Below are 23,076 nucleotides of genomic sequence, written 5' to 3'. Positions count from 1 at the left end.
GCCCTGCCCCGCGCTACAGTGGCACACACTATGTCCGAGTCCATCAACATCAAACAGACCATCGTGGTCCGGTCCCGTCCAGACGTGCTGTACCGCCTGGCCCTGGAACCGCGCCGCCGCGTGAAATGGGACCCCAACCTGACAAAAGCCGAATATGAGGGCGGCGAGGGCCGACTGACCAACAACGCCCTGGTGCGCTTCAAATTTTCCCGCAAGCTGCTGGGCCTGAGTTTCGTGGCCAGGTACGGCCAGCTCCAGGCCCCGCAGCGTGGCGGCTGGGAAAGCGTACGCAACGTCGGGCCGCTGGAGAAGCTGACCCAGGGCTGGCAGTTCAAGCCCATGCCCGGCGGCACCGAAGTCACCCTGAGCCTCCATGGCCGCATTCGCTACAAGTGGATCAGGACGCCCGTGGAGCGCGTGCTGAACAACATGGTGATCACCACACTGGTGGAATTGCAGCGCACCGTGGACGCCCAGGGCGCGCAGTTGATGGAAGACATGGGCCGCGAGATGGCCGAGAAGCAGAAGGCGGAGGCCAAAGCCGCCAAGGAAGCGGCCAAGGCGAACAAGGGCAGGAAGAAGAAGTAGTGTTCAGCAGGTGGGATGGCCTTCCCGATACGCGCGTCCGCCAGCACCACCGAGGTCTCCACCTGCCGCTCTGGAACGCTCCAGTAGGTGCGGAGCAGGCGGTTCTTCTCGTCTTCTGGAGCGACGGAAAAGCCGTGTTCCTGGTAAAAGCCGATGGCCCATACTGCCGCTGCCCAGGTGCCGATCGGCACGGGCCTGTCGGTGGAATCCAGTAGCTCTCGCAACAATCTGGAGCCGATGCCGCCGCCACGCTGGCTGGTGGCGACGTAGGCCTGGCGGATCAGCTTGACTTCCTCCCGGTTCTGAATGCCCATCACGCCGTTCACCTCGCCGCCGTCCTCGAAGCACAGAAATTCCACGCCATCCGCGATCTGCCCGTGCAATTCCTCACGGGGCATGTACGGCTTGTGCCAGCGGTCTGCGGGGATGATGCCCCGGTAAGCCTGCGCGGCATCGTTGATGATCTCGTGGATGCGTTCAAAGTCGGCGTCGGTGGCAGGACGAATCATGGCGCTGATCTTACCCGGCGTCCGCCGAGAACAGCAGCACACTTCCCTCTTTGGTGTCAAAAGCGGTCCAGGATTCCTCAGCCGTGACGCGGTAGCCCTCGCCGGGACGCAGGCGTACGAAGTTGTTCTGGGGCAGATCAATGACCGCTTCACCGCTGAGGCAGATCAGCCAGCCGGTGGTGACATCGCCCGTCAACTTCCCGTTCAAGTGGACGACGCGCAATTCTCCGCCGGGCAGGCCCACCCACTGTCCCGCTGAACTCTGGGCCAGGCGGATCAGATGCAAAGCCTGCGGGACGGCGACTTTCTCGCGGGCCATGCCCTTACTCTCCGCGCGCCGCCTGATTCAGTTTCTTGCTGGCCTGCAAGTTCATGCCCCTGGCCTTTTTCACGTCCAGACCCAGTTCGGGGGCCACGTCGTCCACCTTGCGCCCCTGTTCGCGGGTAGCGGTGACCAGTTGGCGTTCCTGTGCGGACAGCACGTTCAGGTGTGGCCTGAGCTGCGCCCAGGTGAAGGTGGGCTTGGCGGGAGCCTTGGCCGGCGCTTTTTTCGCCGTGGTCTTGGAATCTGGAGCCTTTCTGGGCGCGGCTTTGCTGGCAGCGGGTTTTTTCGCCGCTCCAGTCCTGGCAGCCGCCTTTCTGGGCTTGCCCGCCTTCGCCTTCGGCTCCTTGCCGCGCTCTTCCAGGATCTCCAGGGCGCGTTCGGCGGTCAGGTTGTCCTCGGATTCGCCTTTGCGGAGGGTGGCGTTGCGTTCGCCGTCGGTCAGGTAGGGGCCGAAACGCCCAGACTTGAGGACGATATCGGCGCGGCCCTCGTATTTATAGGTGCTCAGCGGCGGCGCGGGCGTCCGGCCCTTGCCGAAACGCGGTTGCAGGAACAGCGCCTCGGCCTCGGGCAGCGTCACCGTGAACAGTTCCTCGTGGGTGGTCAGGCTGCGGCTGTCATTTGCACGCTTCAGGTAAGGGCCGTATTTGCCGTTCAGCGCCCAGACTTCCTCGCCCTCGGATGTGCCGACCAGTCGGGGCAGGCTCAGGAGTTTCAGCGCGCGCGGCAGGCTCAGCGTCGCCAGATCGTCGGTGGGAAACAGGCTGGCCGTGCGAATCGGCGGATTCTCCGCGCCCAGCGTGACGTAAGGACCGTAACGCCCAGCGCGGGCCACCACCGGATGCCCGCTGGCCTCGTCGATACCCAGGGGGCGGTCTCCACTGGGGCGGCTCAGGATTTCCTCGGCCATTTCCAGATTCAGCTCGTCGGGCGCGAGACCTTCGGGCAGATTGGCCTTGTCCTCGCCGCGCTGCATGTAGGGGCCGTAGCGCCCGACGCGGACCTCGATACCGCTGCCCTCCAGCCGGGGCACGGCGATGGTGGCAATGCCGCGCGCGTCGATCTCGCTCATCTGGCGGTCAATCAGGGGGCGCAGGGCCATGCCCTCACCCTTATCGCCCAGATAAAAGCGCTTGAGATACGGCACCCGCTGGGCACGGCCCCCGGCGATCTCATCCAGGTCCTCTTCCATCTTGGCGGTGAAGTCGTAATCCACCAGATTGCCGAAATGGTGTTCCAGCAGCGCGGAGGTGGCAAAGGCCGTCCAGCTCGGCACCATGGCCTGCCCCTTCTTGGAGGCGTAGCCCCGGTCCTGAATGGTTCCCAGAATGCTGGCGTAGGTGCTGGGGCGGCCAATCCCCGCGCCTTCCAGCGACTGCACCAGCGACGCCTCGGTGTAACGGGCGGGAGGCTGGGTCTCGTGGCCCTCGGGCTTGACGGTCTCGGCGGTCACGCGCTGACCCTGCTGGAGCGGCGGCAACGGCGTTTCGCGGTCTTCCAGGGCGGCGCTGGGATCGTCGCTGCCCTCCACGTAGGCGCGCAGGAAACCGGGGAAATCGATGGTGCGCCCAGAGGCGCTCAATCCCACTTCTTCACCCGTTTTGGCTTTTCCAGCCAGACGCACGCGCAGGCTGCGGCCCCGCGCGTCGGCCATCTGGCAGGCCACCGTGCGTTTCCAGATCAGGTCATACAAACGCCACTCGTCACCGCCCAGTTCGCCGCGCAGGGCATCCGGTGTGCGGAAGCTGCTGCCCGCAGGCCGGATGGCCTCGTGCGCTTCCTGGGCGTTCTTGGCCTTCTTGGCGTACACGCGCGGCTGCGGCGACAGGTAGGGCTGCCCGTACATCCCTGCCACCTGCTTGCGCGCGGCAGTCACGGCCTCGGCGCTGAGGTTGGTGCTGTCAGTTCGCATGTAGGTGATGTAGCCGCCCTCGTACAGCCGCTGGGCGGCGCGCATGGTGCGGGTGGCGGCAAAGCCCAGTTTGCGGCTGCCCTCCTGCTGCAAGGTGGAAGTGATGAACGGCGGGTATGGGCGCTGCGTGAACGGCTTTTCCTCGGCGGAGGTGACGGTCAGCGGCTGCCCGGTCAGGCCGTCGGCCAGGGCGCGGGCCTCGGGTTCGGACAGCGTGCGGACCTTTGCATCGGGCTTGAGCTTGCCGGTCAGGGGATCGAAGTCCTTGCCCAGCGCCAGTTTCTGGCCGGTGACGTCGGTCAGGCGGGCGGGGAAGGTGGCGTCCTGCGCCGTGCGGCCCGTGACCAGCAGATCCCACCACGGCGCACTGACAAAGCGCATCCGCTCGCGCTCGCGCTCCACCAGCATGCGGGTGGCCACGCTCTGCACGCGGCCCGCCGACAGCTTGGGGGCCACCTTCTTCCACAGCACCGGGCTAACCTCGTAGCCGTACAGGCGGTCCAGCGCGCGGCGGGCCTCCTGCGCCTCCACCAGATTGGTGTCGATCTGGCGCGGAGAGGCAATCGCGGCCTGAATGGCCTCCCTGGTGATCTCGTGAAAGACCATGCGCTTGACCGGCACCTTGGGCTTCAGCTCCTGAAACAGATGCCACGCGATGCTCTCGCCCTCGCGGTCATCATCAGTTGCCAGGATGATCTCATCGGCCTCGGCGGCCATCTTGCGCAGCTTGGCGACATGCTGACGTTTTTCGGGCGACACCACATAAAGGGGCTTAAAATCGTTCTCGATGTCCAGCCCCAGCCGCGCCCAGGCCAGCCCCTTGTACTTTTCGGGAATATCCGCCGCGCTCTTGGGCAGGTCACGGATATGTCCGATCGACGATTCCACCGCGTACCCTTTACCCAGGTACTTCTCGATGGTGCGGGCCTTGGCGGGGGATTCGACGATGACAAGTGTTTTAGACATGGGGGGCCTTATACATATGGGGTTAACTCTCCTGGGGCGCTGTGTTGCCACGTTAGGCCCGGCGCTGTCACCGCAACCTGACGTTTGAAAGGCAGGCCCGAGGGTAGCACGGCCCCTGGGCGGCTTCCGGGGGGTAGGGCGCAAAAGGCGGGGAGGCTGTCACCAACGTGCATCACGGCTCCGTGAGCTTGATAGTCCGGGGAGCACGCCGCTTTGCACGGTTTTTGCGCCCCCTGGAAATTCCTCTCATGCTACGCTGCCCGCCATGCGCTCCAGAGGGTCCACCCTGTCCCTCGTGCCGCTGGGCATTCTGGCCCTGCTGGCGGCAGGTTTTCTGGCCCTGCCCACTCTGCGGGTGCCAAACGCCGAGCAGCCCCACCCCACCCTGATCGTCCTGGGCGCGGCGCAGTATGCCGGCAGACCCAGCCCGGCCTTTCAGCGGCGGCTCAACCATGCGCTGGCGCTGTACTGGGGCGACGGCGTGTCCCGCATTGTGGTCACGGGCGGGCGGCGGCCCGGCGATCTTTTCAGCGAGGGCGAGGTGGGACAGGCGTACCTGAACCACCACGGCGTCCCGGCCTCTGCCCTGCTGGCCGAGGCGCGCAGCCGCACCACCATTGAAAACCTGCGCTTCGCCCGCACCATGCTGCTGCCCCACACCCCCATGACGCTGGTCACCGATGAGGTCCACGCCCCGCGCGCCCTGGCGCTGGCCCGCGCGCTGGGCATCGAGGCCGATGTCAGCGCCAGCCCCCTGAGCGCCAACGTCAGCCGCAGTTACCTGCTGCGCGAGAGGGTGGCGCTGGTGGCCTACGCGTTGATCGGCATCCGGCTGTAACGGCCGCTTGCCCCTGGGCGCACCTTAACAAGACGTCCGTAGCGGCGTTTACCCCTCAGCGCCGCAGCCTCCGCAGCAATCCGCCCATCTCCGGCATTCTCAGCGCCAGTGCGCCCAGCAGGTAGGCGGCCAGGCCCGCGCCGCCCGCCACGCTCAGCCCGATCAGGCCGGGGACGATGAACCCCGGGGCGGGAATGAGGGGGACGAAGCGCAGAACCAGCCAGGCCACCAGCCCTGCGATCACCGCCAGCGGCAGCACCCGCGCCAGATGCGCCGCGATTTCGCGACCCGGAAAACCCAGCGCGCGGCGGTACAGCCACGCCAGCGCCCCGGCCATCAGGATGCCGCTTATAGCGGTGCTGACACCAAAGCCCAGCAGCCCCAGCGGCGGCACCAGCAGGCGGTACAGTCCGACTTCCAGCACGAAACCAATGGCGCTAACGGTCACGGCCTCCATGGTGCGTTCGCGGGCGTAGAAGGTCCGCAGCAGGAGGGTGACCAGCGCCCACGGCACCAGGGCCAGACTCCAGCCGGTCAGAATCTGGCTGGCCGCCTGAAACCGCGCCACGTCATAATCGCGCGAGATGTTCACGATGCTGACCGCGTATGGCGCGAGAACCAGCAGGAGTGCACTCATGGGAGCAGCCAGAAAGGTGGTGGTCCGGATGCCCTGGACGGTCAACGCCTTGAAGGCCGCCCAGTCACGCGCGGCGGCCTGTTCGGAGAAGCGCGGAAACAGGGCCAGCGCGGGCGAGACCACGAACAGGCCGTTGACGGTGGTAAATAACGTTTCGGCGTAGAAATACCCGGACTGGGTGCCAGGCAGAAAACGTGTGTTGTCGCTGAGCAGCCGCGTGACATACAGGTTCAGAAATTGCCGCGCCCCGGCGGTCAGGGTAAATGGGGCCATTTGCCGTAACACCCGCAGCAGCGCTGGATTGGGCTTCAGACTGGGCGTGGGCAACAGGTCAAACCGGGTCAGGGCCGGAAGCTGCACGGCCAGTTGCGCCAGCCCGCCGATCAGCCACCCAAAAGCCAGCCAGGTGGCGGTGTTGGGCAAGATCAGCAGCGCCGCAATGCTGGCGAGGTTGAAGGCCACCGGGGCAAAACTGCTCTCACGGAAATGCTCGTCGGCGTTCAGCAGACCCATCGCAATGCTGGACAGGCTGATGAGCATCAGAAAGGGCATGACCAGTTGCGTCATGTACACCGCCACGGCGCGGTCCACGTTGGGCGTCGCGGCGATCAGCAGGTCCACGATGAACGGCGCAGCCAGAATACCCAGCGCCATCAGCAGCAGATTCAGGGCGATCAGCATCCCGCTGAAAGTTTGAGCCAGTTTACGGCGCTCGGCGGCGTCCAGGGATTTGTAGGTGGGGATAAAGGAGTTGACCAGCGCGCCCTCGGCCAGCAGCTCGCGCAGCAGGTTGGGGACGCGCACGGCCACCAGGAAGGCGTCCAGCAGGGTGTTGCCGAACGTTCCTATGATCTGTGTCCGCACGATGCCCGACAGCCGTGAACCCAGCGTCCCGGCCATGACGATCAGGGTGTTGGCCCGGAGCGACTTGCGCGGCAGCGGGGACGGAGTGGCAGGGCCTTGGTTGGATTCGGGCGGATCGGGGGCGGCGGGCGGAACGGTCACGCGGCCAACTGTAGCGCGTGGCCCGGAGAATTCAGATGGAGGATGGTGCCCCGTCTGCACTGACCTGCGCCGCGCCGTCCGCCCCGATCTCCAGGCGCGCCGCCCCAAAGGTCACGTCCAGCACCAGACCTTCCAGATAGGCCCGCAAGTGGGCGGGCAGCTCCGCCACCGTGAACGGCATGCGCGGCGCGGCCACCAGACGGTAGACCCCAGACCCATCCGGCACCCGGTCATACACAAATGCGCCCCGGCGCTGCGGCGGCGTCAGGTGTTCGTCGAAGCCGCCCGCCGGGGCGTTGGGGGCTTCGGTTTCGGGGCGGGTGTCGATCCAGACGTGCAGGGCTTCGAGCAGCTCCTCGGAAGCCAGGGCCGCTTCGGGAACCGTGTCGTCGCCCGACGCCATGAACTGCGCGACGTGGCCACGCGCGTCGGCGGCAAACCAGTCGAACTCCACGCCGCGCAACTCCTCGCGGGTGATGACGGTGTGGGGCGGGGTCTTTCCCGGCGCGGTCTCCTCCACCATTACTTGCCCCCCAGCGCCTCGGAGACGACCTCGCGGGCCTCCTCCATCACCTGCTTCAGATGGCCCTCGCCCTTGAAGCTCTCGGCGTAGATCTTGTACACGTCCTCGGTGCCGCTGGGACGGGCGGCGAACCATGCCTCGGCGGTGGTGACCTTCAGGCCGCCGATGGGCGCGTCGTTGCCGGGGGCGCGGGTCAATCGGGCGGTGATCGGATCGCCCGCCAGCGTCTGCGCCTTCACGTCTTCGGGCGAGAGGTTGCTCAGGATTTTCTTCTGCTCGGGCGTGGCGGGCGCGTCCTGGCGGTCATAGGCGGTTGCGCCGTACTTCTCGGTCAGGTCCGCGAAGTGCTGGCTGGGTGTCTTGCCGGTTTTTGCAGTCATCTCGGCGGCCAGCAGACCGGGAATCAGGCCGTCCTTGTCGGTGCTCCACGCGCCGCCGTTCAGGCGCAAAAAGCTGGCCCCGGCGGATTCCTCACCTCCAAAGCCCAGATCGCCGGTCAGCAGGCCGTCCACGAAGTATTTAAAGCCCACCGGAACCTCTACCAGATTGCGGCCCAGCCCATGGGCCACCCGGTCAATCAATGCGCTGCTGACCAGCGTCTTGCCCACGCCCGCCGTGTCGCGCCAGCCGGGGCGGTTGCTGAACAGGTAGTGGATCATCACGGCCAGGTAATGGTTGGGATTCATCAGCCCGTCGGCGGTGACGATGCCGTGGCGGTCCGCGTCCGGGTCATTGCCCACGGCCACGTCGAAATCGCCCTTGAGGCGCAGCAGCCCCGCCATCGCGTAGGGGCTGGAACAGTCCATGCGAATCTTGCCGTCCCGGTCCACGCTCATAAAGGCGAAGCGGGGATCGACGGTCTTGTTGACGATCTCGAAGTTCAGGCCGTACTCGGCGACAATCGCCTCCCAGACGGGCAGGCTGGCCCCGCCCAGCGGATCGATGCCGACATGCACGCCACTTCCCTTGATGGCGTCCAGATCGATGACTTCGGGAAGCTGGCGCACGTAGGGGCTGATGAAGTCGAACTCTTCGAGCTTGCCCATCGCGTCTTCCAGGGACAGGCGTTTCACGTCGCGCAATTCCCTTTCCAGGATGGCGTTGGCGCGGGCCTGCACCGCCCCGGTCACGTCGGTGTCGGCGGGGCCACCGCTGGGGGGGTTGTACTTGAACCCGCCGTCCTGCGGGGGATTGTGGCTGGGCGTGATCACGATGCCGTCCGCCGTGCCGCCCCGTCCTGCGCGGTTGTGTTCCAGAATGGCGTGGCTGATCAGCGGCGTGGGCGTCATCACGCCGGGCTGCACGCACACGCGCACGCCGTTGGCGGTCAGCACCTCCAGTGCGCTCATCCAGGCGGGTTCGGACAGGGCGTGGGAATCCAGGCCCATGAACAGCGGCCCGCTGATGCCCGCTGCGGCGCGGTGTTCGGCCACCGCCTGCGCCACGGCCAGGATATGCGCCTCGTTGAAGCTGCCGTTCAGGCTGGTGCCCCGGTGGCCGCTGGTGCCGAAGGCCACGCGTTGAAGGGGATCACTCACGTCCGGGCGCGTCTCGTAATAGTGCGCCACCAGACGCGGGATGTTGGTCAGCAGGCGCTGAGGGGCGGGTTTTCCGGCCAGTTCGCTGAGGGTCATACCGGGCAGTTTAACGGGCCGCCATCAGGGACCCGGCAACCATGAGCAGCGCATGCGAAGATGTTTGAGAAAAAAGCCACTCCAGCCCGTGCTGGCGCGCATCGGCGCTCATGTTCCGTAAATGTAACGGTCACCCAATTCGCTGCGAGATGAGCGACAGTGGTGCGTATGAAGAAAATGATGATGGCAGCGGCAGCAGCGGCTTTGACTGGAATTCTGGCGAGCTGCGGAAGTGGAGGTGCGCCGGACGGCAGCGCCAACGGCAGCATTGACGGCATTCGCACCGAGTACCGCCTGGGATCGACGAGCGGTGCATTCATCGCCTGCGATAATGTAACTGGCAATACGACGGGACGGAATCGTTCCACACAAGTGGCCGTGAATTTCACTCTGCGAGGCACCATCCAGGACATCACCATCGGCCTGAAGGGACGGACGGGCAATCAATACGACAGCAATTACAGCACGACGGCCACGGGTCCGCAGTTGGCGAGCATTGGAAACGGCAAATACAGGGTCACGTTTGACGCAAACTCGGCCAACGGTGCCTTCCTGCCGCAGAGCATTGTCGTGAATCCCGTTGCCGTCACTGTGAAGGTGGTAAGCGCGACGGGCAATGTCGGTGGATTCTACCCGCAGCTCATCGTCAATACTGGAACCTCCAGCTTTACCGTGGACAATAGCCTGCGGACTGTTGAGGTCTACAGCAATTGCGCCGTCACCCAGACCACCAACGAAAACATCTAAGCCATACCGTCTCCCCACGCCGGGGCCTCTCGCCTCGGCGTTTTTTATGAGCCGTCCTCAGATTCCCTGAAGGCAGCGTCACGCGGGGGTCAGATTCACGGGTCACAGTAGGCAGCATGAAAAGACTATTGATTGCGGCGGTGGGACTGACAGGCGTGCTGGCAAGCTGCGGCGGTGTGGATGTGATTGTTGATCCGGGCATCGTGCCGGTAAGCAATTTGCAGCTTAAAAGTTATCAGAGTCAGTACACCTTGCCTGCGGCCTACACCGACACCAAAACCGGGGCGGTCTACGCCAAGGGGTCGTCCATCATCTGTGACAACCTGAACACCCGGTTGAGTGTTGACGTGGATTACAACGGCACCATCAACGAGTTCGGTGCACGGCTGGAAGGGCGGGATACTGGAACCACCAGATTCGTGTATTCGCAGCCATTGGGAGACGTTTATTCCAACGACCCGTCTGTTTTTGAGTTCGTGGTTACCCCAGGGACCGCTCCACTGAGCATCAGTGCAGGCAAGCTGGGCGCACAGGCCATCGTGGTTACCCCAGTCAACACCTTCACGGTCAAGGGTGCCACCTTTGTGAGCGTGCAGGCCAAGAGTGGAGACGGCACAACAAGCGACGTGGTTTCCAGCGTGCAGGCTATTCCTGTGGCTGACTGCGGCATCTAAAGACATCCATCCTAGAGCCGCCCCCACACCGGGGCGGTTTTTTTATGCCTGTCCCTCCGCCACCAGCGGGTGCAACTCGCCCGCGCTGACCAGCGCCAGCCAGTGCAGGGCGCGACTGGCGCTGACGTACAGCAATCGGCGCTCGTATTCGGTGCTCTCGTCGTAGGTCCCGGCGTTGGCGCTGCTGACGATGGCCGCGCTGAATTCCAGCCCCTTGGCCAGGCTGACCGGCAGCACCACCAGCCCGCCCCTGAAACGGTGGTCTTGCGTGGTGATCGGCTGGGCGTCGGTATCAAAGTCGCGCAGCGCCTCGGCCAGTCGATCCGCCTCCACGCTGCGGCGGGTCACGATGGCGATGTTGGTGTGTCCGGCGGCCTGCGCGTCCTTGACCGCCTGCGCGATCAGCGGCAATTCGCCGTTTGGCGCATCGGCTGGCGCAGTGTAGCGCTGGACCTCGGCCCCGTCGCGGTCCACACCCTGCACCTGCGCGGCGCGGTTGTAGGTGGCGGCGATACGCGCGCCCAGTTCGGTGATCTGGCGGGTGCTGCGGTAGGTGCGGCCCAGCGTCAGCACCGCCGCGCCGGGCAGGACGGCCTGCACTGCCTCCCAGTTACTGGGTCCCTTGTAGCCGTGCATGCCCTGGTTGAGGTCGCCCAGCGCGGTCAGGTGGCCTGGGCGGGTGGCGCGGCCCAGCAGCGCGTACAGCAGCGGCGAGTAGTCCTGCGCCTCGTCCAGTACCACATGGTCAAAGGGTTCCAGGGTGCGCCCGTCCAAGCGCCCGATGCCGCCCGTGAACGCCTGCACCGCCAGCATCAGGGGCAGCTCGATGGCGTCGGCGTGGGCGCGGCGCGGGGTAGGAATGCCGCTCAGGGGATCGGTGGCCAGCAGGGCGATTTCGCGTTCGGTCAGGAGGCCACTGGCGGCCAGCGCCTCGGGGCTGCCCAGCAGACGGCGGGCCTCGGTGACGGGCGTGGTGCTGGCAAAGACGCGCCCCAGCAGCGCGGTAATGGGCGCGGAGAGCTGGCGCAGCACACTCGTCTCCTCGTCCTCGGGAACATTCAGGCGGGACAGGGCCAGCTCCTCCACGGCCCGGCGAAAGCCCGCGCGGTAGCCGCTCAGGGGATCGGCGGCGAACACGTCGCGCAGGATGGCGTACAACTCGGTGTCGCTCAGGGCGAAGACTTGTGGCTCGCGCCTGTTCAGGGCCACCTCTTCTCGCAGCGATTGACCGCGCAGTGCGGCGTTAAAACGGTTCCAGAGGTGGGTGCGGATCACGTCCAGCATGCGGGCGTCTCCCAGCAGCTTGGCCCGCCTCCAGGCCAGCGCGCGGCGGGTGTTGTCGTGATCGGTCAGCAGCAGGGTCAGGGTGCGGTCTGTCACCTCTAATTTTTCCAGGCCCAGCAGTCCTATCGCCCAGCTTTCCGGGGTGGTCACGTTCACCGCCCCGATGCCCAGTTCGGGCAGGATTCGCGCAGCGTAGGTGGCGAGGACGCGGTTGGGCATCAGCACCATGCACGCCTCCGCGCGCGCCACGTGCGGCCCGCGTTCGGCGTTGGTCATCCAGGCCAGCCGGTGAAAGCCGATGGTGGTCTTGCCCGAACCCGCCGCGCCCTGAATGATCACCGGGGTTCCGGCGGGATAACGCATGGCGGTGTTCTGCTCGGGCTGGAGGGTCTCTACCACGTCGCGCATTCCGGCGGTGCTGCCTTCCTCTAACCTTCGCAGCAGCACTTCCTCGCGGCCCCCGGTGTCGCCCCCGGCCTCGTCGTCGTACAGATCGGTGACGCGGTGCAGGGTCTTGGCCGCGATGTCCAGTTGTCGCCGCCGCTTGATCACGCCCTCGCCGCCCCGGCGCGGCGTCCAGCCCAGCGCGTCGGAGTAAAAGAGGCTGCCCACCTCGCTGTCCCAGCCCACGACGCTGTGCGGCCCCTTCACGTCGCGGAAGCCGTGCTTACCGATATACAGCGTCTGCTCGCGCCCACCCACGCGCACCTTCAGGCTGCCAAAGTATGGGTGATGCACGTGCGGCGAGAGCATCGCGGCGTGTTCGCCCGCCTCGTCGGCCAGGATAATGCTGGTTTCCAGGTCCGCCCCCATCTGGCGGTCCCGGTCTTCCCAGAAGTCGATCTGGCGCAGCATGGCGTCCACCGTGCCGGTCAGGTGCGCGGTTTCGGGTTGGAAGTCGGGGTGTGCGTCAGAGATAGACGGGCGGTTTGAGGCAAGTGCAGACACCGCCGGACAGAATACGGGGTTGATGGAGTGGGGAAAGGGCAGATTGGGATTGACTTTAAAGGGGTAAGGCGTTCAGAGGTTTTGTTGCTCAGCGGGGAGGGGTGGCTCCCACGGTTTAACCCCTCCACCCCTTCGGGGCACCTCCCCTTAGAAGGGAGGCAAGAGGCGGCTTAATTCGCGTTTACGTTGTCACAGACGAGTGCTTTTAGCTCCCTCTCCCCTCGCGGGAGAGGGCTGGGGTGAGGGGTGGCAGGCGCAGCCTGCCCTCCTACCCCGCCACCGCTTCCGCCAGCTCTCCAATCTGCTCCCCCGACTCGTCCAGCACAAACTTATCGATATACGGCGAGTTCATCAGGTGCAGCGCGCCCATGTACTTCAGGCGGAATTTGACGTAACTGCCCACCTTCAACCCGGCCTCGTTGTCGCCCACGTTCAGCACGAGCATGTCGCTGCTGCCGCCGATCACTTCTAGGCGCGGGTCCACCGGCTCCAGATACTGCGGCGAGATGTCCAGGTAGCCCACGTCCAGGATGGCGCGGTGGCTGGTGCTGCCGATGTTCTCCGAGTCGGCAGTGACGCCAAACGGATTCTTGCCCAGCGTCCCGGACGGCGCGGTGGGCTTCTCGGCCAGCTCGATGACCTGGGCGTGCAGCTCCAGCACGTCGTCGTGCATTCCGGCGAAGGTATCTTCGGCCACCAAGTCTTGCCCAAAAAACAGCGCCTCGCCGATACGGAAGTGGTTGATGGCCCCCGGCAGGCCGCCCGCCATCAGCAGCGGGATGGTCACGGTAGTCCCGGCGCTGACCCACTGGATGTCCACGTTGTTCTTCAGCTCGATGATCTTCTTGTAGAGGCCCAACTGGATCAGCTTGTCCTCGCTGGGCATCACGCCGTTCAGGCAATTCAGGTTGGTGCCGATGCCGATGATCCTGATGTTCGGGAGCTGGAAGACCTGGGCGTAAAACGCCTCGATGTCCCCCCGCAACACGCCCTCACGCAAGTCACCCATCTCGATCATGATGATGATCAGGTGTTCGTGGCCCTGGCGCACGGCCTCGTCGGAAATGGCGCGGATGGTGGCCAGCTCGGTGTTGAAGCTCACATCCGCCCAGGTCACCAGTTCTTCGATCAGGGCGGAGGCGGGCGGCTTGATATACACCGTCTGCGCCCCCGGCGACAGCTCCTTGATGGCCCGCAGATTGCTGATGCGCGAGTCCAGCAGTTCCAGGCGGCCCAGGCGAATGATCTCGTTCAAAAAGAGCTTGTTGCCACACAGCAGCTTGGTGGTAATGCCCCAGTCGATGCCGTGTGAGGTAAACAGTGTTTCCAGAAAGTCGAAATTGGCCTGCAATTTGGGGCGGTTCAGCGTCAGGTATGCCACGGGGTCACCTCCTCAGCGGGTTAGCCGCATTTCTAGGTATTTGTTGGTAAAGCCCAGCCGCTCATACAGCTTTCTGGCCGGATTGTGGGCCTCCACGTGCAGGGCCACGCTGCCCTCCACGTTCGCCAGCACGGTCTCCATCAATTGCTGGCCCAGCCCACGCCCGCGCGTCTGGCCGTGGACGGCGATGTACACCAAAATATTTTCGGGGATAAAGCCGCCCATGCCCGTGCGGTTGGTGATCACTGCGCCCAGGATTTCGCCGTTTTCCTCGGCATAAGTGACGCTGCCGCCACGCTCCCGGGCGTACACCAGGCAAGCCTGTATGTCCTCCAGAGCGTCGCCGTACTCCTCCAGATGCGTGTGTAAAAATTGGGCCACGCGCCCGCTGTCCTCGGTACTCAATTCATTCGGGGCGTCTGGCCCCAGCATGTAACTTTTGATGTTCAGGGTCTGGGTGGTCATACTTCGCCCTCCTCTTGCCCCAAGCGTGGGGGCTGATATGTCATGGCCGCGCCCGGCCCGCTTGAGACGGGCTGAAGCAAAAGCGGCAATCCAGGGGCGACAAGAAAAGCCGCCCGCAGCAACAGAGCAGCTTAACGTATGGCGGCGAGACGGTTTGGAAGATGTGGCACGGCGGAAGCGCGAGAAACTCAACCGCGCCGATCAGGACCTGGGCGACTGGCTTATGGCAACGCGGCGGCATTGGCCCAGATAGAAGTCGCCTGGACGGGTTGAACACCGCCACCAAGCAGGCGATCCGAGAGCCGACTGACGGCGACGATCACGGGGAAAGCAGGCAGCGAACGCCGCAGAGAATGGCGGAGGCGCGGCCCCATCCCCGGATACTCCGCGCGTCGACCCGAACACACTGTGGACCCATTCACCCCAGTCACGCGTCTGCAAGCTGTGCCCAGAACCGCTCTACCCACACGCCGCCTGCCTCCAACCACACCAGGGCCACCCTCCGCCCCACACCAAAGAGGACGGCGGCCTGACCAAAGCGCCGTCCCAGTTCTGCCGCCTGCCGCAAGCCCAGGCCGGGCAGAATCACGGACGGCTCGGCCCACACGCCCTTGCCGTTGACACCGGCAAGGTATGGGCGCGAGGCGATCAGGTCCAGCAACTCGCGCTCGGCCCGCAGATTGTCGGCCTGGGGTTGAGTCTGAGTCTGCCCGCCCGGATTCCAGGCGGTGACGATGGCCCACCTTCCGGCGGCCCAGGACGGCGCGGCGGCCAGGGGTCCAGGGGCGAGGGCGAGGCGGAGGCGTTCGCTCCCTGTGCCGTAGGTCGCAGCCAGGAAGGCGGCGCGCTGATCCATCCCGTCTAGCGTCAGCGGCCCACATTGGCGGTCTGGCTCAGCGCCACGCCCTGCCGGAAGCGCAACACCAGGCTGACCTTCTGTCCTGCCTTGAACCTGCCGCCCAGCACCACGCGGTAGCCCGAGTTGCCGCTGAGGATCACGCTGCCGGTGATCGGCAAGGACTGAACAACTTTGCAGCGGGGCGAGCATTTCATCAAGCGGGCGCGGCCCAGGCTGCTCCAGACGCCCATCAGCTCGTCGGCCCCGGAGACCCTGATCCGGCCCGTCAGCAGCGCGCCGCCGTAGCTGGGCATCAACCGCAGATCGGCACTCAACCCGGCAGAGGTCTGGGCGACCGCGCCCTGAAGCAGCAGGAGGGCCGCCAGTGCCGCCGCGTTCAGCTTCATTCCCCGCCTCCCATTTCGTCAGCGCTGTCGGCGTCCGTATCAGAACGGTCCACCTCGGTCTTCATGACCTCGCGCAGCACGCTGGTGGCGAAACTGCCTTTGGGAAGGGTAAAGGCCAGCGTGTAGCCGCCCTCCTGCGGGGCCACGCTCGCCCCTTCAGCAAACACGCGGGTCAGGCGGCGGTCCCCACGGCGGGAGGCGAAGACCGTGGGCGTCAGGTCAAACAGGGCCAGTGCCTCGGCCTCCAGCGCCCCGGCGTCCAGGGTCAGTGGCCTGGTCTTCTTGCCGAATAGCGTCCCCGTGGCGCTGACCTCACCGCGCCCCGCGCGGGGCGACTCGGCGGCGGCGTCCTCTACCAGAAAGACGCCGCCGGTGTCGTGCTTCTTGGCCATGTCGCCCGACAGCAACGAGGTGAAGAGGCCACGTTCCAGGCGCAGACTGAGAAAAGCGTTGAAAACAGCGCTCTGCACGCTGGAGACCAGAAAGCGGCGCACGCGCGGGTCACGCAGGCGCGATTCGCCGCGCAGCACGCGCAGGCCCTCCTCGGCATTCAGGCCGCCCAGCCCGAAACGTTGCGGGCCGAAGTAGTTGGGGACGCCGTGGGCGCTGAGCGTACTCAGGACCCCCTCGGCCTCGGCTGCGCCGCCCGCCGCGTCCCGCACGCGGACCACGAAGCGGTTGCCGCGCAGGTGGCCCATGCCCAGCTTGTTGCCGTGACGGCCAGTGTCCAGAATCCGCACGCCGTCCAGTGAGAACTCGCCCAGCCGCCGCTCGTACTTGGCAGGAACGCTGAGCCACTGCGTCGTGACCGCGTGCCGGTCTTTCAGGCCCGCCACCCCGATATCGCGGTCCCGCACACCCACCTGGGCGCTCAACTCGCGCAGGACATGGGCCGTCGTATGCCCGGTCTTCTCGACGTGCAGGTACAGGTGATCGCCCTCACCCGACAGCGGGTACGCCCCTACCTCGTCCACCCGGAAATCCTGGGCTTCCTGGCGCAGCGTACCGCCGGTCCCCACCGATTCCGTCAGCGCCCGCAGGGCCGCCCATTCAAACACCAGACTCACGATGTTGCCCAGCCTATCCCGGCTTCTTGCGGCGGGCGTGAGAGGGCAGGAACCGGAAGTCCTTGTCCTCAGTTCAGCACGCGCTGATCGGCCCGCCCCACCGGGGTCCAGTCGGCGCGGAACAGGTGGGCCTCCTGCGTCTTTGCCGGACCGTACCACACGCGCACGCCGCTGTCGCGCTCGCCCACGGGCAGCAGGGCCTCCTGACCGGCGCGCAGTTCGGACAGCACCTGACCGTCGGGGCCGCGCACGCGGTACCACGCATTGATTCCGGCGGGGGACCAGCCCGCCAGCCGCACCGGGCGTTTGGAGATGTTCCTCAGGTGCGCGCCCTGTTCGCTGAGGGTCACGCTCAGGTCCGGCCATTCAGGGGTGACGGTGCGGTGCCAGCGCGTCTGGAAATTCAGCGCGGGGCGGTTTCTGGCGGCCACGGCCACGCCTCCTGCCGGGAACAGCGTGACACCCAGCAGTCCCGCCACCCCTGCCAGCAGCGCGCTCAGGGCCGTCACGAAGGCCACCGGCTCGAGCGACGGCGTCTGCAACACGCTCAAGGCCAGCACCAGGCCGATAAAAACCGACACCAGTGGCCAGGCGGGCGCGGGACGGGCGGAGGCGCGGCGGTACGGCAGCGGCCAGAACTCGGCCAGCAGCAGCGCCGCCGCGCCCAGGCCAAACAGCGCGGGCACATCCAGCGTGGGCGTCAGCAACAGCAGCGCCAGCCCGGGCACGGCCCACCACGCCATGCGCGGCAGGTAGCCCAGCCGGGCCTCGCGCCCCACGCGCAGCAGCCACTGCAACGCGATCAGGCCCAGGAACACGGCGTACAACCCCGTCACCTCGGGCAGTGGGGCCAGGTCCAGCACTGCGCCGAAGCCGCCCAATCCGGTCCATATAGCCTGCAACTCTTGCACCTCAGTCTCCTCGTGGGTGGCCTGGCCCGCCTTCAACCTGGCCCAAGGTATCCCCCTGGGGCCGGATGGAATGGAAGATTGGCCGTGATGGACGGACTTCAGGAGGGAGGGACCCTGGAATTACCCTCTGTGCGTGAAACAGTTACAAGTTAGAGGTCAGCAAAAGCATTTCAACTGCGCTCAGGATGACGGCGCTCAAAGTCGGGAGGTGCGGACCTGGAACTTACAGCTCTGGGTCTTCATTTTTGTGGCGGCCCAGTGGGGTCATCGGGTCGCCCGGATCTCGGGACTGTGGCTGGGATGTTTCTGACTCCACAGACCCATTGGCCGGTGCCGGAGCGGCAGGTGTGGAGGGTACGGATACAGCCTGCCCGGACGCTGGCGGTGCGGCCAGCGGCGGTGCAGCCACCGAGTCGCCGGGAAGAAGCTGCGCCGGGGCCACCACCCCTGGCTGTCCGTGCCGCTCGATCTCGAAGGCCAGGTGGCCGATCTCGTCGCGCAGGATGCCTTCCCAGGCGGTCCTGACGGCGTTCAGGCTGCCGGGCATGGCGAAGATGGCCGCGCCCCGGCACAGTCCCCCCAATGCCCGCGAGAGCATGGCCGCGCCGCCCACCTCGCGGTAGCTGAGCATGCGGAACAGCTCGCCAAAACCGGGGATGGGCTTGGTGATCATGGACTCCACCACCGGCACGGTCACGTCGCGTCCGGTCAGGCCGGTGCCGCCCGTGGACAGCACCACCGTCGCCTCGCGCACGAACTGCACCAGCGCGGTGCGGATGTCCATGGCGTCGTCCCGGACCACCCGGTAATCCGTGACCTGATGCCCCGCCGCCCTCACCTCGGTCAGCAGGTACTGACCGCTGGTGTCCGTTTCGGGCGTGCGCGTGTCGCTGATGGTCAACACCGCCACCCTGACACTCCGTGGTGAGGCGGCGCGGTGTTGTTGAGGGGCGGGCTGCTCAGACGAGGACTGTTTCTCAGGCGGTTCAGGGGGGCGGGAGGCGTCCGTCATGGGGCCACGATACCGCCGAGACGCGGGCGAGTGTCTGGAGCGGCAACCACGCCTCTTCCATACTTCACACCCTCATGGTCCGGCGTTGAGCACATTTCGTGCCCGCTCGGGCAACTTCGCGCGGTCCGAACGCTTGACCTCGGCGCGCGGGCAGCGCAACTGCAAAGACAGATAAACATTCGCCTGCTGGGCCAGAAACTCGCGGTAGCCGTCTTCCTGACCGCTGCGAACACATTCCAGGGCCAGCAGTTCCAGTTGCTCCTCTAAGCGCCGCAGGGCCAGATAGCGGGCCGCGTTCGCGCCGCTGTCGCCCAGCGTCTCGGGCAGGCCCGACAGGTGCTCGGGCTGGCCCATCAGGGTTTTGGCCGCGCGGCGCACGTTGGGATCGTCCAGGGTCAGCGCACAGGCGCGGCAGGGTTGCTCCTGGCTGGCCTCGCCGCAGACCGGGCAGGGCCGCCAGCCCTGTTCCTCGCGCCACTTGCGCGACCGGGTCACGGCCTCGGCGGCGCGCAGGGCGGCGGGGCGCAGGTCCGCGCCCATGTCCTGCACCAGCTCGCGGGCGCGGGCGCGGTCCGGGGCGGGCAGCGGCGGCGGCGCGGGGGCCATCACCGGCTCACGCACACTGCCCACGCTGAAACGGATGTCGCTCAGGGGTGCGTCGGACAGCAGGGCATTCAAAGCTTTCAGAAAGTGATGGCGCTGCATGCTCAGGTGGTGGGCGGCGGCGCTGTCGCGCACGTCCACGAACAGCACGCTGCCCTGCTGGGTGCGCGGACGGGTGATGCGCGCAATTTCCGGCCCCACCGCCCCCGGCCACGCCAGAATGGCCCGCGCCCGCCCGATGCCTTTGGCGATCCGGGCGGTTCCCAGCGTCGTCCCCATCAGTTCACCAATGCCGCGCGGCCCGCTGAGACGGCGGCCCCGGTTGTTGCGGCCTTCGTTGTAACGGTCCCAGGCCATCAGCGCACCTCCTCCAGCTCTAGCGGTTCGGGCAGATCGACTGGCGTGAACCGCCCCGACTGCGCCCAGAACTGCGCCGCCGCGCCGGGCGGGCGTTCGGTGCCGGTCACGATGGCCTGCGGCACGCCCGCCGCCAGTTCCAGCAAAGAGGCGCGGCGTCCGGGGTCCAGCTCGGCACTGAAATCATCGATCAGCAGCACCGGCTGCTCGCCGAAGCGTTCGGCCAGCAGCTCCAGCTCGGCGCGGCGCAGGGCCAGGGCCACCGTGCGTCCCTCGCCCCGGCTGGCGTACTCGCTGGCAGAAAAGCCGCCCAGGGTCAGGACCAGATCATCGCGGTGCGGACCGCTGACCGTGGAGCCGCGTGCCAGTTCCTCGGCCCGGCGGGAGGTCAGATCAGAGCCGTAAGTTTCGGGAGTGGTGGTTTCCAGCAGCGTCAGGGTCAGCGTTTTGCGGCTGCCCAGCGCGGCGTTGGCATCGGTGGCCAGTTCGCCCAGCCGGGTCAGCGCGCGGCGGCGGAAGGTGATGATCTCGGTCCCCAGCTTGATGAGGGCGTCGTCCCAGACGGACATGGCCCATTCCTCGCCGCCTTTCAGGGCCGCGTTGCGCTGCGAGACCGTGCGCTCGTAGCGGCCCAGTTGCTGTCCGTAGCGCGCGCTCAGGCGCGCGAGCAGGGAATCGAGATAGGCGCGGCGCAGTGACGGCGAGCCGAAGACCAGCTCGGAGTCCTCCGGGCGAATCCACACGGCGCTGCCACGCGGCAGGTCGCCCGCGCGCACGCGCACGCCGTCCACCTTGAGTTGCCGCCGCCCGCGCCCCAGCCCGACTTCCTGCACGCTCAGGCTGCCGCCGGATTCCAGATCGGCGCGCACGTAGGCCTCACTCTCGCCGGATTGCACCAGTTGTTCCAGGCGGCCCACGTCGGTCTGCCCGGTCAGGGCCAGATAAATGGCCTCCAGCAGGTTGGTCTTGCCCGCCCCGTTCTCGCCGAACACGCCGGTCACGCCTGCCCCGAAGCGCAGCGTACACGGCGCGAGGTTGCGGTAATTCAAAGTTGAAAGGGACTCCAGGCGCACAGGCTCCATTCTAGGCCCGATGGGCGCGGGGTTCTGTGGCATGAGGCGGGGAACGGGTATTTAAAGGTCTGAGTTTTTGAAGGCGGGCCGGGCGTTGCCGGCCTCTTCATCAGACCTAATGTGCGGGCCATTACACTACCCGGCATGCGGCCCCAGCCTGAATTTGCCCTGGCCCTGATCCGTGTGGTGGTGGGACTGGTGTTCACATGGCACGGCTTTCACAAGGTTTTCGAGCTGGGCCTGGGCAGCGTGACCGCCACTTACGGGGTGGCGGGCGTGCCGTTGCCGCTGCTGTTCGCGCCGCTGGTGGCCGTTCTGGAACTGGTGGGCGGCCCGCTGCTGGTGCTGGGCCTGGGTGCCCGTGGGCTGGCCGGGGCGCTGGCGCTGACCACCGCAGGAGTGACCCTCGCGCCGCTGCTGGCCGGACGCCTCAACATCGCGGCGCTGGAAGTTCCAGTGTTGCTGCTGGCGGGCAGCCTGGCGGTGATGATAGGCGGTTCAGGTTCTGCGGCATTCAGGGACCGGAGTGCGGCGGTGTCGCCTCCTGCCCGCGCGCTGAGCAAGGGCAAAAGAGGCTGAAGAAAACCATCCCCTGCCTCCCCAACTGCGACATTTGGTCAGCGCAGCGGCTGCCCGGCCTCGTCCACCACGCGCACGTCCTGATACTTGCCGTCCACCCGCACGATGGTCCACGGGCTGGTGATGGCCTGGGTGGTGATGGACCCCGGCTTGGGCGAGCGGAGCTGGGCCACCAGCGTCAGGGTGCCGCCCGACGCGCTGGCCCCGGTGACGGTGACGCCGTAGCCGCCGGTGGAGCGCTGCCCCAGGAACACCCCGACCAGGGTGGCAGAGCCGGGATCGGGAGCGGTGGGTGCGCCCGTCTGGCGCGCGTATGCCTGCGCGTACAGGGTGGCGGCGTCCGCCCGCGTGGCGGCCACGCTGACGGTGGCTTCGGTCACGCCGGACTGGGTGCCGCTGACGATTTCAGTAAAGTTCACGCGCGCTCCTGTGGGCAGTGGGGTGGGCGAGGGTGAGGTGGGATTCAGTGGCCCGGCAGGCAGCGACTGAGACGGGGTGGGCCGCCCCGCAATGGTGGCGACATTCGGCAGCACATACAGCGCGGTGCGGCGGTATTCCGTGGGCGCGGGTTCTACGGCCAGCGAAGCGTCGGCGGCGGGCACGTCTGCCAGCACGCCCACCGCCAGCGGTCCCTGGCCCAGCAGCGCCCCACTCAGCACTGCGGCCTCTTCCGGCGTCAGTTGGCCCTCGCTCTGAAGACCGCCCACGGCGGAGGCGCGCACCGTGCCGCTCAGGCCGCCCAGCCTGCTCCAGTTCCGTCCGTCGGTGTAATACACGGCGCTGAGGCCGCCGGGCGTCACCACATCGAAAGTACCGTCCGCGCGGCGGGTCACGTTCAGGGGCGCGGTGATGCCAGAGGTGGGCTGGCGGTACGTGGCCTTGCCGTTCACGCTCAGGGTGCCGGGAACGGCCACCGCGTCCTCTACCTGGGCGCGCAGTTCCACGGGCTGGCCGTTCACTTTCAGGCTGCCGCCCGTGCCGCCCGTGCCGCCCGTCAGGGAACCGTAGACCCACACGATGCGCTCCTGCGCGCCGCCGTATAGCAGCGCCTCATGGACCCGCAGGTTGCCGGGACCGGTCATGGTGCAGGCGCTGAACAGGCCCGCACTCAGCAGAAAGACGGGCAGCAGAGAGTTCTTCATCCTCCCAGCTTAGGCAGCGCGTCTGACGGCACCCTGAATATGGCCTTGGGCAAACGCACATGCGGCTGGGGCTGTCCCAGCGGGTGGCCGTCAACGGATTTAGGACATTTGTCCGAATGACAAGACCATGAAAAGAGACTCCCGATGCTTCCATTCTCTCCTGCGGAGCTTTGCCAGTCCCACTTACTCGGCCAAATTCACTCACTGTCCTTTGCAGAACAGACGGTCGTCATGAACAGACGCCCATATGGACGCTTGCCCGCCGGTTCGGTCAAAAGTCGAGCACTCTTTTGACAAATGCTTTAACCGCCAAAAGTAAAGGACACGAGCTGACGGCCTGACACAAAGTATGAGAAAGCGTCCCCGGTAGGGGACACTTTCTACCTGTGACAACCGAAAATGCCACCGGGGACGCGCCCCGACTTTATCAAGCCGTCTTCGCCCACCTCCAGAGTGGATTGTGGAATGACGTCCGCAACGCCCACACGCTGGCTTGGATGGTCACGGGCCTGCTGCTCTCCCAGCGTAGTTCCATCCCCGCCTGGCTCCCTTACATTCACTCCCGTGCCACGTTCGCCCAGAGCACCGAACGCCGAGTTCGTCGGTGGCTGGAGAATCCAGCCATCGACCCCACCAGCATTTACGGTCCAC

Annotated in this window: 21 protein-coding genes and 2 pseudogenes; 6 read left to right on the top strand and 17 right to left on the bottom strand. The window is 66.3% G+C overall.

Annotated elements, in window-relative coordinates; all coding sequences use genetic code 11:
* Positions 1-30 precede the first annotated feature (30 nt).
* Complete coding sequence (locus Q322_RS0113145; RefSeq protein ID WP_029478371.1) at positions 31-588, top strand: SRPBCC family protein; 558 nt, start codon at positions 31-33, stop codon at positions 586-588.
* A 119-nt stretch (positions 589-707) separates the two neighbouring features.
* On the opposite strand, the pseudogene Q322_RS24810 reads toward Q322_RS0113145, so the two are convergent.
* The 3 genes and pseudogenes from Q322_RS24810 to topA all read right to left on the bottom strand — a co-directional run.
* A pseudogene (locus Q322_RS24810) lies at positions 708-1,097 on the bottom strand (N-acetyltransferase family protein); the annotation flags it as partial.
* A gap of 10 nt (positions 1,098-1,107) precedes the next feature.
* Positions 1,108-1,416, bottom strand: a complete 309-nt coding sequence (locus Q322_RS0113140) for a hypothetical protein (RefSeq protein WP_029478370.1) — start codon at positions 1,414-1,416, stop codon at positions 1,108-1,110.
* A gap of 4 nt (positions 1,417-1,420) precedes the next feature.
* Positions 1,421-4,300, bottom strand: a complete 2,880-nt coding sequence (gene topA / locus Q322_RS0113135) for a type I DNA topoisomerase (RefSeq protein ID WP_029478369.1) — start codon at positions 4,298-4,300, stop codon at positions 1,421-1,423.
* 265 nt (positions 4,301-4,565) lie between these two features.
* Between topA and Q322_RS0113130 the strand changes: the two genes are divergently transcribed.
* Positions 4,566-5,138, top strand: coding sequence for a YdcF family protein (locus Q322_RS0113130; protein WP_029478368.1), 573 nt, complete (start codon positions 4,566-4,568; stop codon positions 5,136-5,138).
* Positions 5,139-5,193: 55 nt separating this feature from the next.
* Here the strand turns inward: Q322_RS0113130 and murJ are convergent, their stop codons facing one another.
* The 3 genes from murJ to pgm are packed head-to-tail and all read right to left on the bottom strand — an operon-like array spanning position 5,194 to position 8,937.
* Positions 5,194-6,780 carry a murein biosynthesis integral membrane protein MurJ gene (gene murJ / locus Q322_RS0113125; protein WP_084147986.1) on the bottom strand — a complete coding sequence of 529 codons (1,587 nt, stop codon included), beginning with the start codon at positions 6,778-6,780 and terminating at the stop codon, positions 5,194-5,196.
* Positions 6,781-6,811: 31 nt separating this feature from the next.
* Positions 6,812-7,303 (bottom strand): hypothetical protein, encoded by a 492-nt coding sequence (locus Q322_RS0113120; protein ID WP_051668541.1) that lies wholly within the window; start codon positions 7,301-7,303, stop codon positions 6,812-6,814.
* The gene (pgm, locus tag Q322_RS0113115; RefSeq protein WP_029478365.1) at positions 7,303-8,937 is read right to left on the bottom strand and encodes a phosphoglucomutase (alpha-D-glucose-1,6-bisphosphate-dependent); all 1,635 of its coding nucleotides are present in this window, start codon (positions 8,935-8,937) and stop codon (positions 7,303-7,305) included. Before pgm ends, Q322_RS0113120 begins: the two co-directional genes overlap by 1 nt.
* Positions 8,938-9,105: 168 nt before the next feature.
* Between pgm and Q322_RS24575 the strand changes: the two genes are divergently transcribed.
* Positions 9,106-9,684: a hypothetical protein gene (locus Q322_RS24575; protein ID WP_245593253.1), complete on the top strand. Its 579-nt coding sequence runs from the start codon at positions 9,106-9,108 to the stop codon at positions 9,682-9,684.
* Between the two features lie 116 nt (positions 9,685-9,800).
* Positions 9,801-10,358, top strand: coding sequence for a hypothetical protein (locus Q322_RS0113105; RefSeq protein WP_029478363.1), 558 nt, complete (start codon positions 9,801-9,803; stop codon positions 10,356-10,358).
* Between the two features lie 42 nt (positions 10,359-10,400).
* On the opposite strand, the gene Q322_RS0113100 is transcribed toward Q322_RS0113105, so the two are convergent.
* From Q322_RS0113100 to recF, 10 genes are all read right to left on the bottom strand, one after another.
* Positions 10,401-12,590, bottom strand: coding sequence for a HelD family protein (locus Q322_RS0113100; RefSeq protein WP_029478362.1), 2,190 nt, complete (start codon positions 12,588-12,590; stop codon positions 10,401-10,403).
* A 268-nt stretch (positions 12,591-12,858) separates the two neighbouring features.
* Positions 12,859-13,971, bottom strand: a complete 1,113-nt coding sequence (locus tag Q322_RS0113095) for an alanine racemase (RefSeq protein WP_029478361.1) — start codon at positions 13,969-13,971, stop codon at positions 12,859-12,861.
* A gap of 12 nt (positions 13,972-13,983) precedes the next feature.
* Positions 13,984-14,436, bottom strand: a complete 453-nt coding sequence (locus tag Q322_RS0113090; protein ID WP_084147985.1) for a GNAT family N-acetyltransferase — start codon at positions 14,434-14,436, stop codon at positions 13,984-13,986.
* Positions 14,437-14,863: 427 nt separating this feature from the next.
* Positions 14,864-15,292, bottom strand: coding sequence for a DUF3293 domain-containing protein (locus tag Q322_RS0113085; protein WP_029478359.1), 429 nt, complete (start codon positions 15,290-15,292; stop codon positions 14,864-14,866).
* Positions 15,293-15,303: 11 nt separating this feature from the next.
* Positions 15,304-15,681, bottom strand: a complete 378-nt coding sequence (locus tag Q322_RS0113080) for a hypothetical protein (RefSeq protein WP_029478358.1) — start codon at positions 15,679-15,681, stop codon at positions 15,304-15,306.
* Positions 15,678-16,748, bottom strand: a complete 1,071-nt coding sequence (gene truD, locus Q322_RS0113075) for a tRNA pseudouridine(13) synthase TruD (protein ID WP_029478357.1) — start codon at positions 16,746-16,748, stop codon at positions 15,678-15,680. Before truD ends, Q322_RS0113080 begins: the two co-directional genes overlap by 4 nt.
* A 68-nt stretch (positions 16,749-16,816) precedes the next feature.
* Entirely contained in the window at positions 16,817-17,695 is an 879-nt protein-coding gene (locus tag Q322_RS0113070) for a hypothetical protein (protein ID WP_245593252.1), read from the bottom strand.
* 187 nt (positions 17,696-17,882) lie between these two features.
* Complete coding sequence (locus Q322_RS0113065) at positions 17,883-18,671, bottom strand: MogA/MoaB family molybdenum cofactor biosynthesis protein (protein WP_084147984.1); 789 nt, start codon at positions 18,669-18,671, stop codon at positions 17,883-17,885.
* Positions 18,672-18,743: 72 nt separating this feature from the next.
* A complete protein-coding gene (locus tag Q322_RS0113060) occupies positions 18,744-19,631 on the bottom strand; it encodes a DciA family protein (protein WP_029478354.1) in 888 nt (295 codons plus the stop codon).
* Positions 19,631-20,713 carry a DNA replication/repair protein RecF gene (gene recF / locus Q322_RS0113055; RefSeq protein ID WP_029478353.1) on the bottom strand — a complete coding sequence of 361 codons (1,083 nt, stop codon included), beginning with the start codon at positions 20,711-20,713 and terminating at the stop codon, positions 19,631-19,633. Before recF ends, Q322_RS0113060 begins: the two co-directional genes overlap by 1 nt.
* Positions 20,714-20,848: 135 nt before the next feature.
* Between recF and Q322_RS0113050 the strand changes: the two genes are divergently transcribed.
* Positions 20,849-21,283, top strand: coding sequence for a DoxX family protein (locus Q322_RS0113050; RefSeq protein ID WP_051668537.1), 435 nt, complete (start codon positions 20,849-20,851; stop codon positions 21,281-21,283).
* A 38-nt stretch (positions 21,284-21,321) separates the two neighbouring features.
* On the opposite strand, the gene Q322_RS0113045 is transcribed toward Q322_RS0113050, so the two are convergent.
* Positions 21,322-22,425, bottom strand: a complete 1,104-nt coding sequence (locus Q322_RS0113045; RefSeq protein ID WP_029478351.1) for a protease complex subunit PrcB family protein — start codon at positions 22,423-22,425, stop codon at positions 21,322-21,324.
* A gap of 386 nt (positions 22,426-22,811) precedes the next feature.
* Here Q322_RS0113045 and Q322_RS0113040 point away from each other — a divergent pair.
* A pseudogene (locus tag Q322_RS0113040) lies at positions 22,812-23,076 on the top strand (transposase); the annotation flags it as partial.

The sequence above is a fragment of the Deinococcus frigens DSM 12807 genome (genome assembly GCF_000701425.1).
GTDB lineage: Bacteria > Deinococcota > Deinococci > Deinococcales > Deinococcaceae > Deinococcus > Deinococcus frigens.
Note: the sequence above shows the minus strand (reverse complement) of the source record. Positions and strands in the feature narration are given on the sequence as shown.

Coding starts and splice junctions, on each gene's coding strand:
- Q322_RS0113085 (WP_029478359.1), bottom strand. CDS start 15,292: ATGGATCAGCGCGCCGCCTTCCTGGCTGCGACCTACGGCACAGGGAGC.
- Q322_RS0113080 (WP_029478358.1), bottom strand. CDS start 15,681: ATGAAGCTGAACGCGGCGGCACTGGCGGCCCTCCTGCTGCTTCAGGGC.
- Q322_RS0113090 (WP_084147985.1), bottom strand. CDS start 14,436: ATGACCACCCAGACCCTGAACATCAAAAGTTACATGCTGGGGCCAGAC.
- Q322_RS0113105 (WP_029478363.1), top strand. CDS start 9,801: ATGAAAAGACTATTGATTGCGGCGGTGGGACTGACAGGCGTGCTGGCA.
- Q322_RS24575 (WP_245593253.1), top strand. CDS start 9,106: ATGAAGAAAATGATGATGGCAGCGGCAGCAGCGGCTTTGACTGGAATT.
- Q322_RS0113060 (WP_029478354.1), bottom strand. CDS start 19,631: ATGGCCTGGGACCGTTACAACGAAGGCCGCAACAACCGGGGCCGCCGT.
- Q322_RS0113130 (WP_029478368.1), top strand. CDS start 4,566: ATGCGCTCCAGAGGGTCCACCCTGTCCCTCGTGCCGCTGGGCATTCTG.
- Q322_RS0113120 (WP_051668541.1), bottom strand. CDS start 7,303: ATGGTGGAGGAGACCGCGCCGGGAAAGACCCCGCCCCACACCGTCATC.
- Q322_RS0113065 (WP_084147984.1), bottom strand. CDS start 18,671: ATGACGGACGCCTCCCGCCCCCCTGAACCGCCTGAGAAACAGTCCTCG.
- recF (WP_029478353.1), bottom strand. CDS start 20,713: ATGGAGCCTGTGCGCCTGGAGTCCCTTTCAACTTTGAATTACCGCAAC.
- Q322_RS0113050 (WP_051668537.1), top strand. CDS start 20,849: ATGCGGCCCCAGCCTGAATTTGCCCTGGCCCTGATCCGTGTGGTGGTG.
- Q322_RS0113140 (WP_029478370.1), bottom strand. CDS start 1,416: ATGGCCCGCGAGAAAGTCGCCGTCCCGCAGGCTTTGCATCTGATCCGC.
- topA (WP_029478369.1), bottom strand. CDS start 4,300: ATGTCTAAAACACTTGTCATCGTCGAATCCCCCGCCAAGGCCCGCACC.
- Q322_RS0113145 (WP_029478371.1), top strand. CDS start 31: ATGTCCGAGTCCATCAACATCAAACAGACCATCGTGGTCCGGTCCCGT.
- pgm (WP_029478365.1), bottom strand. CDS start 8,937: ATGACCCTCAGCGAACTGGCCGGAAAACCCGCCCCTCAGCGCCTGCTG.
- Q322_RS0113045 (WP_029478351.1), bottom strand. CDS start 22,425: ATGAAGAACTCTCTGCTGCCCGTCTTTCTGCTGAGTGCGGGCCTGTTC.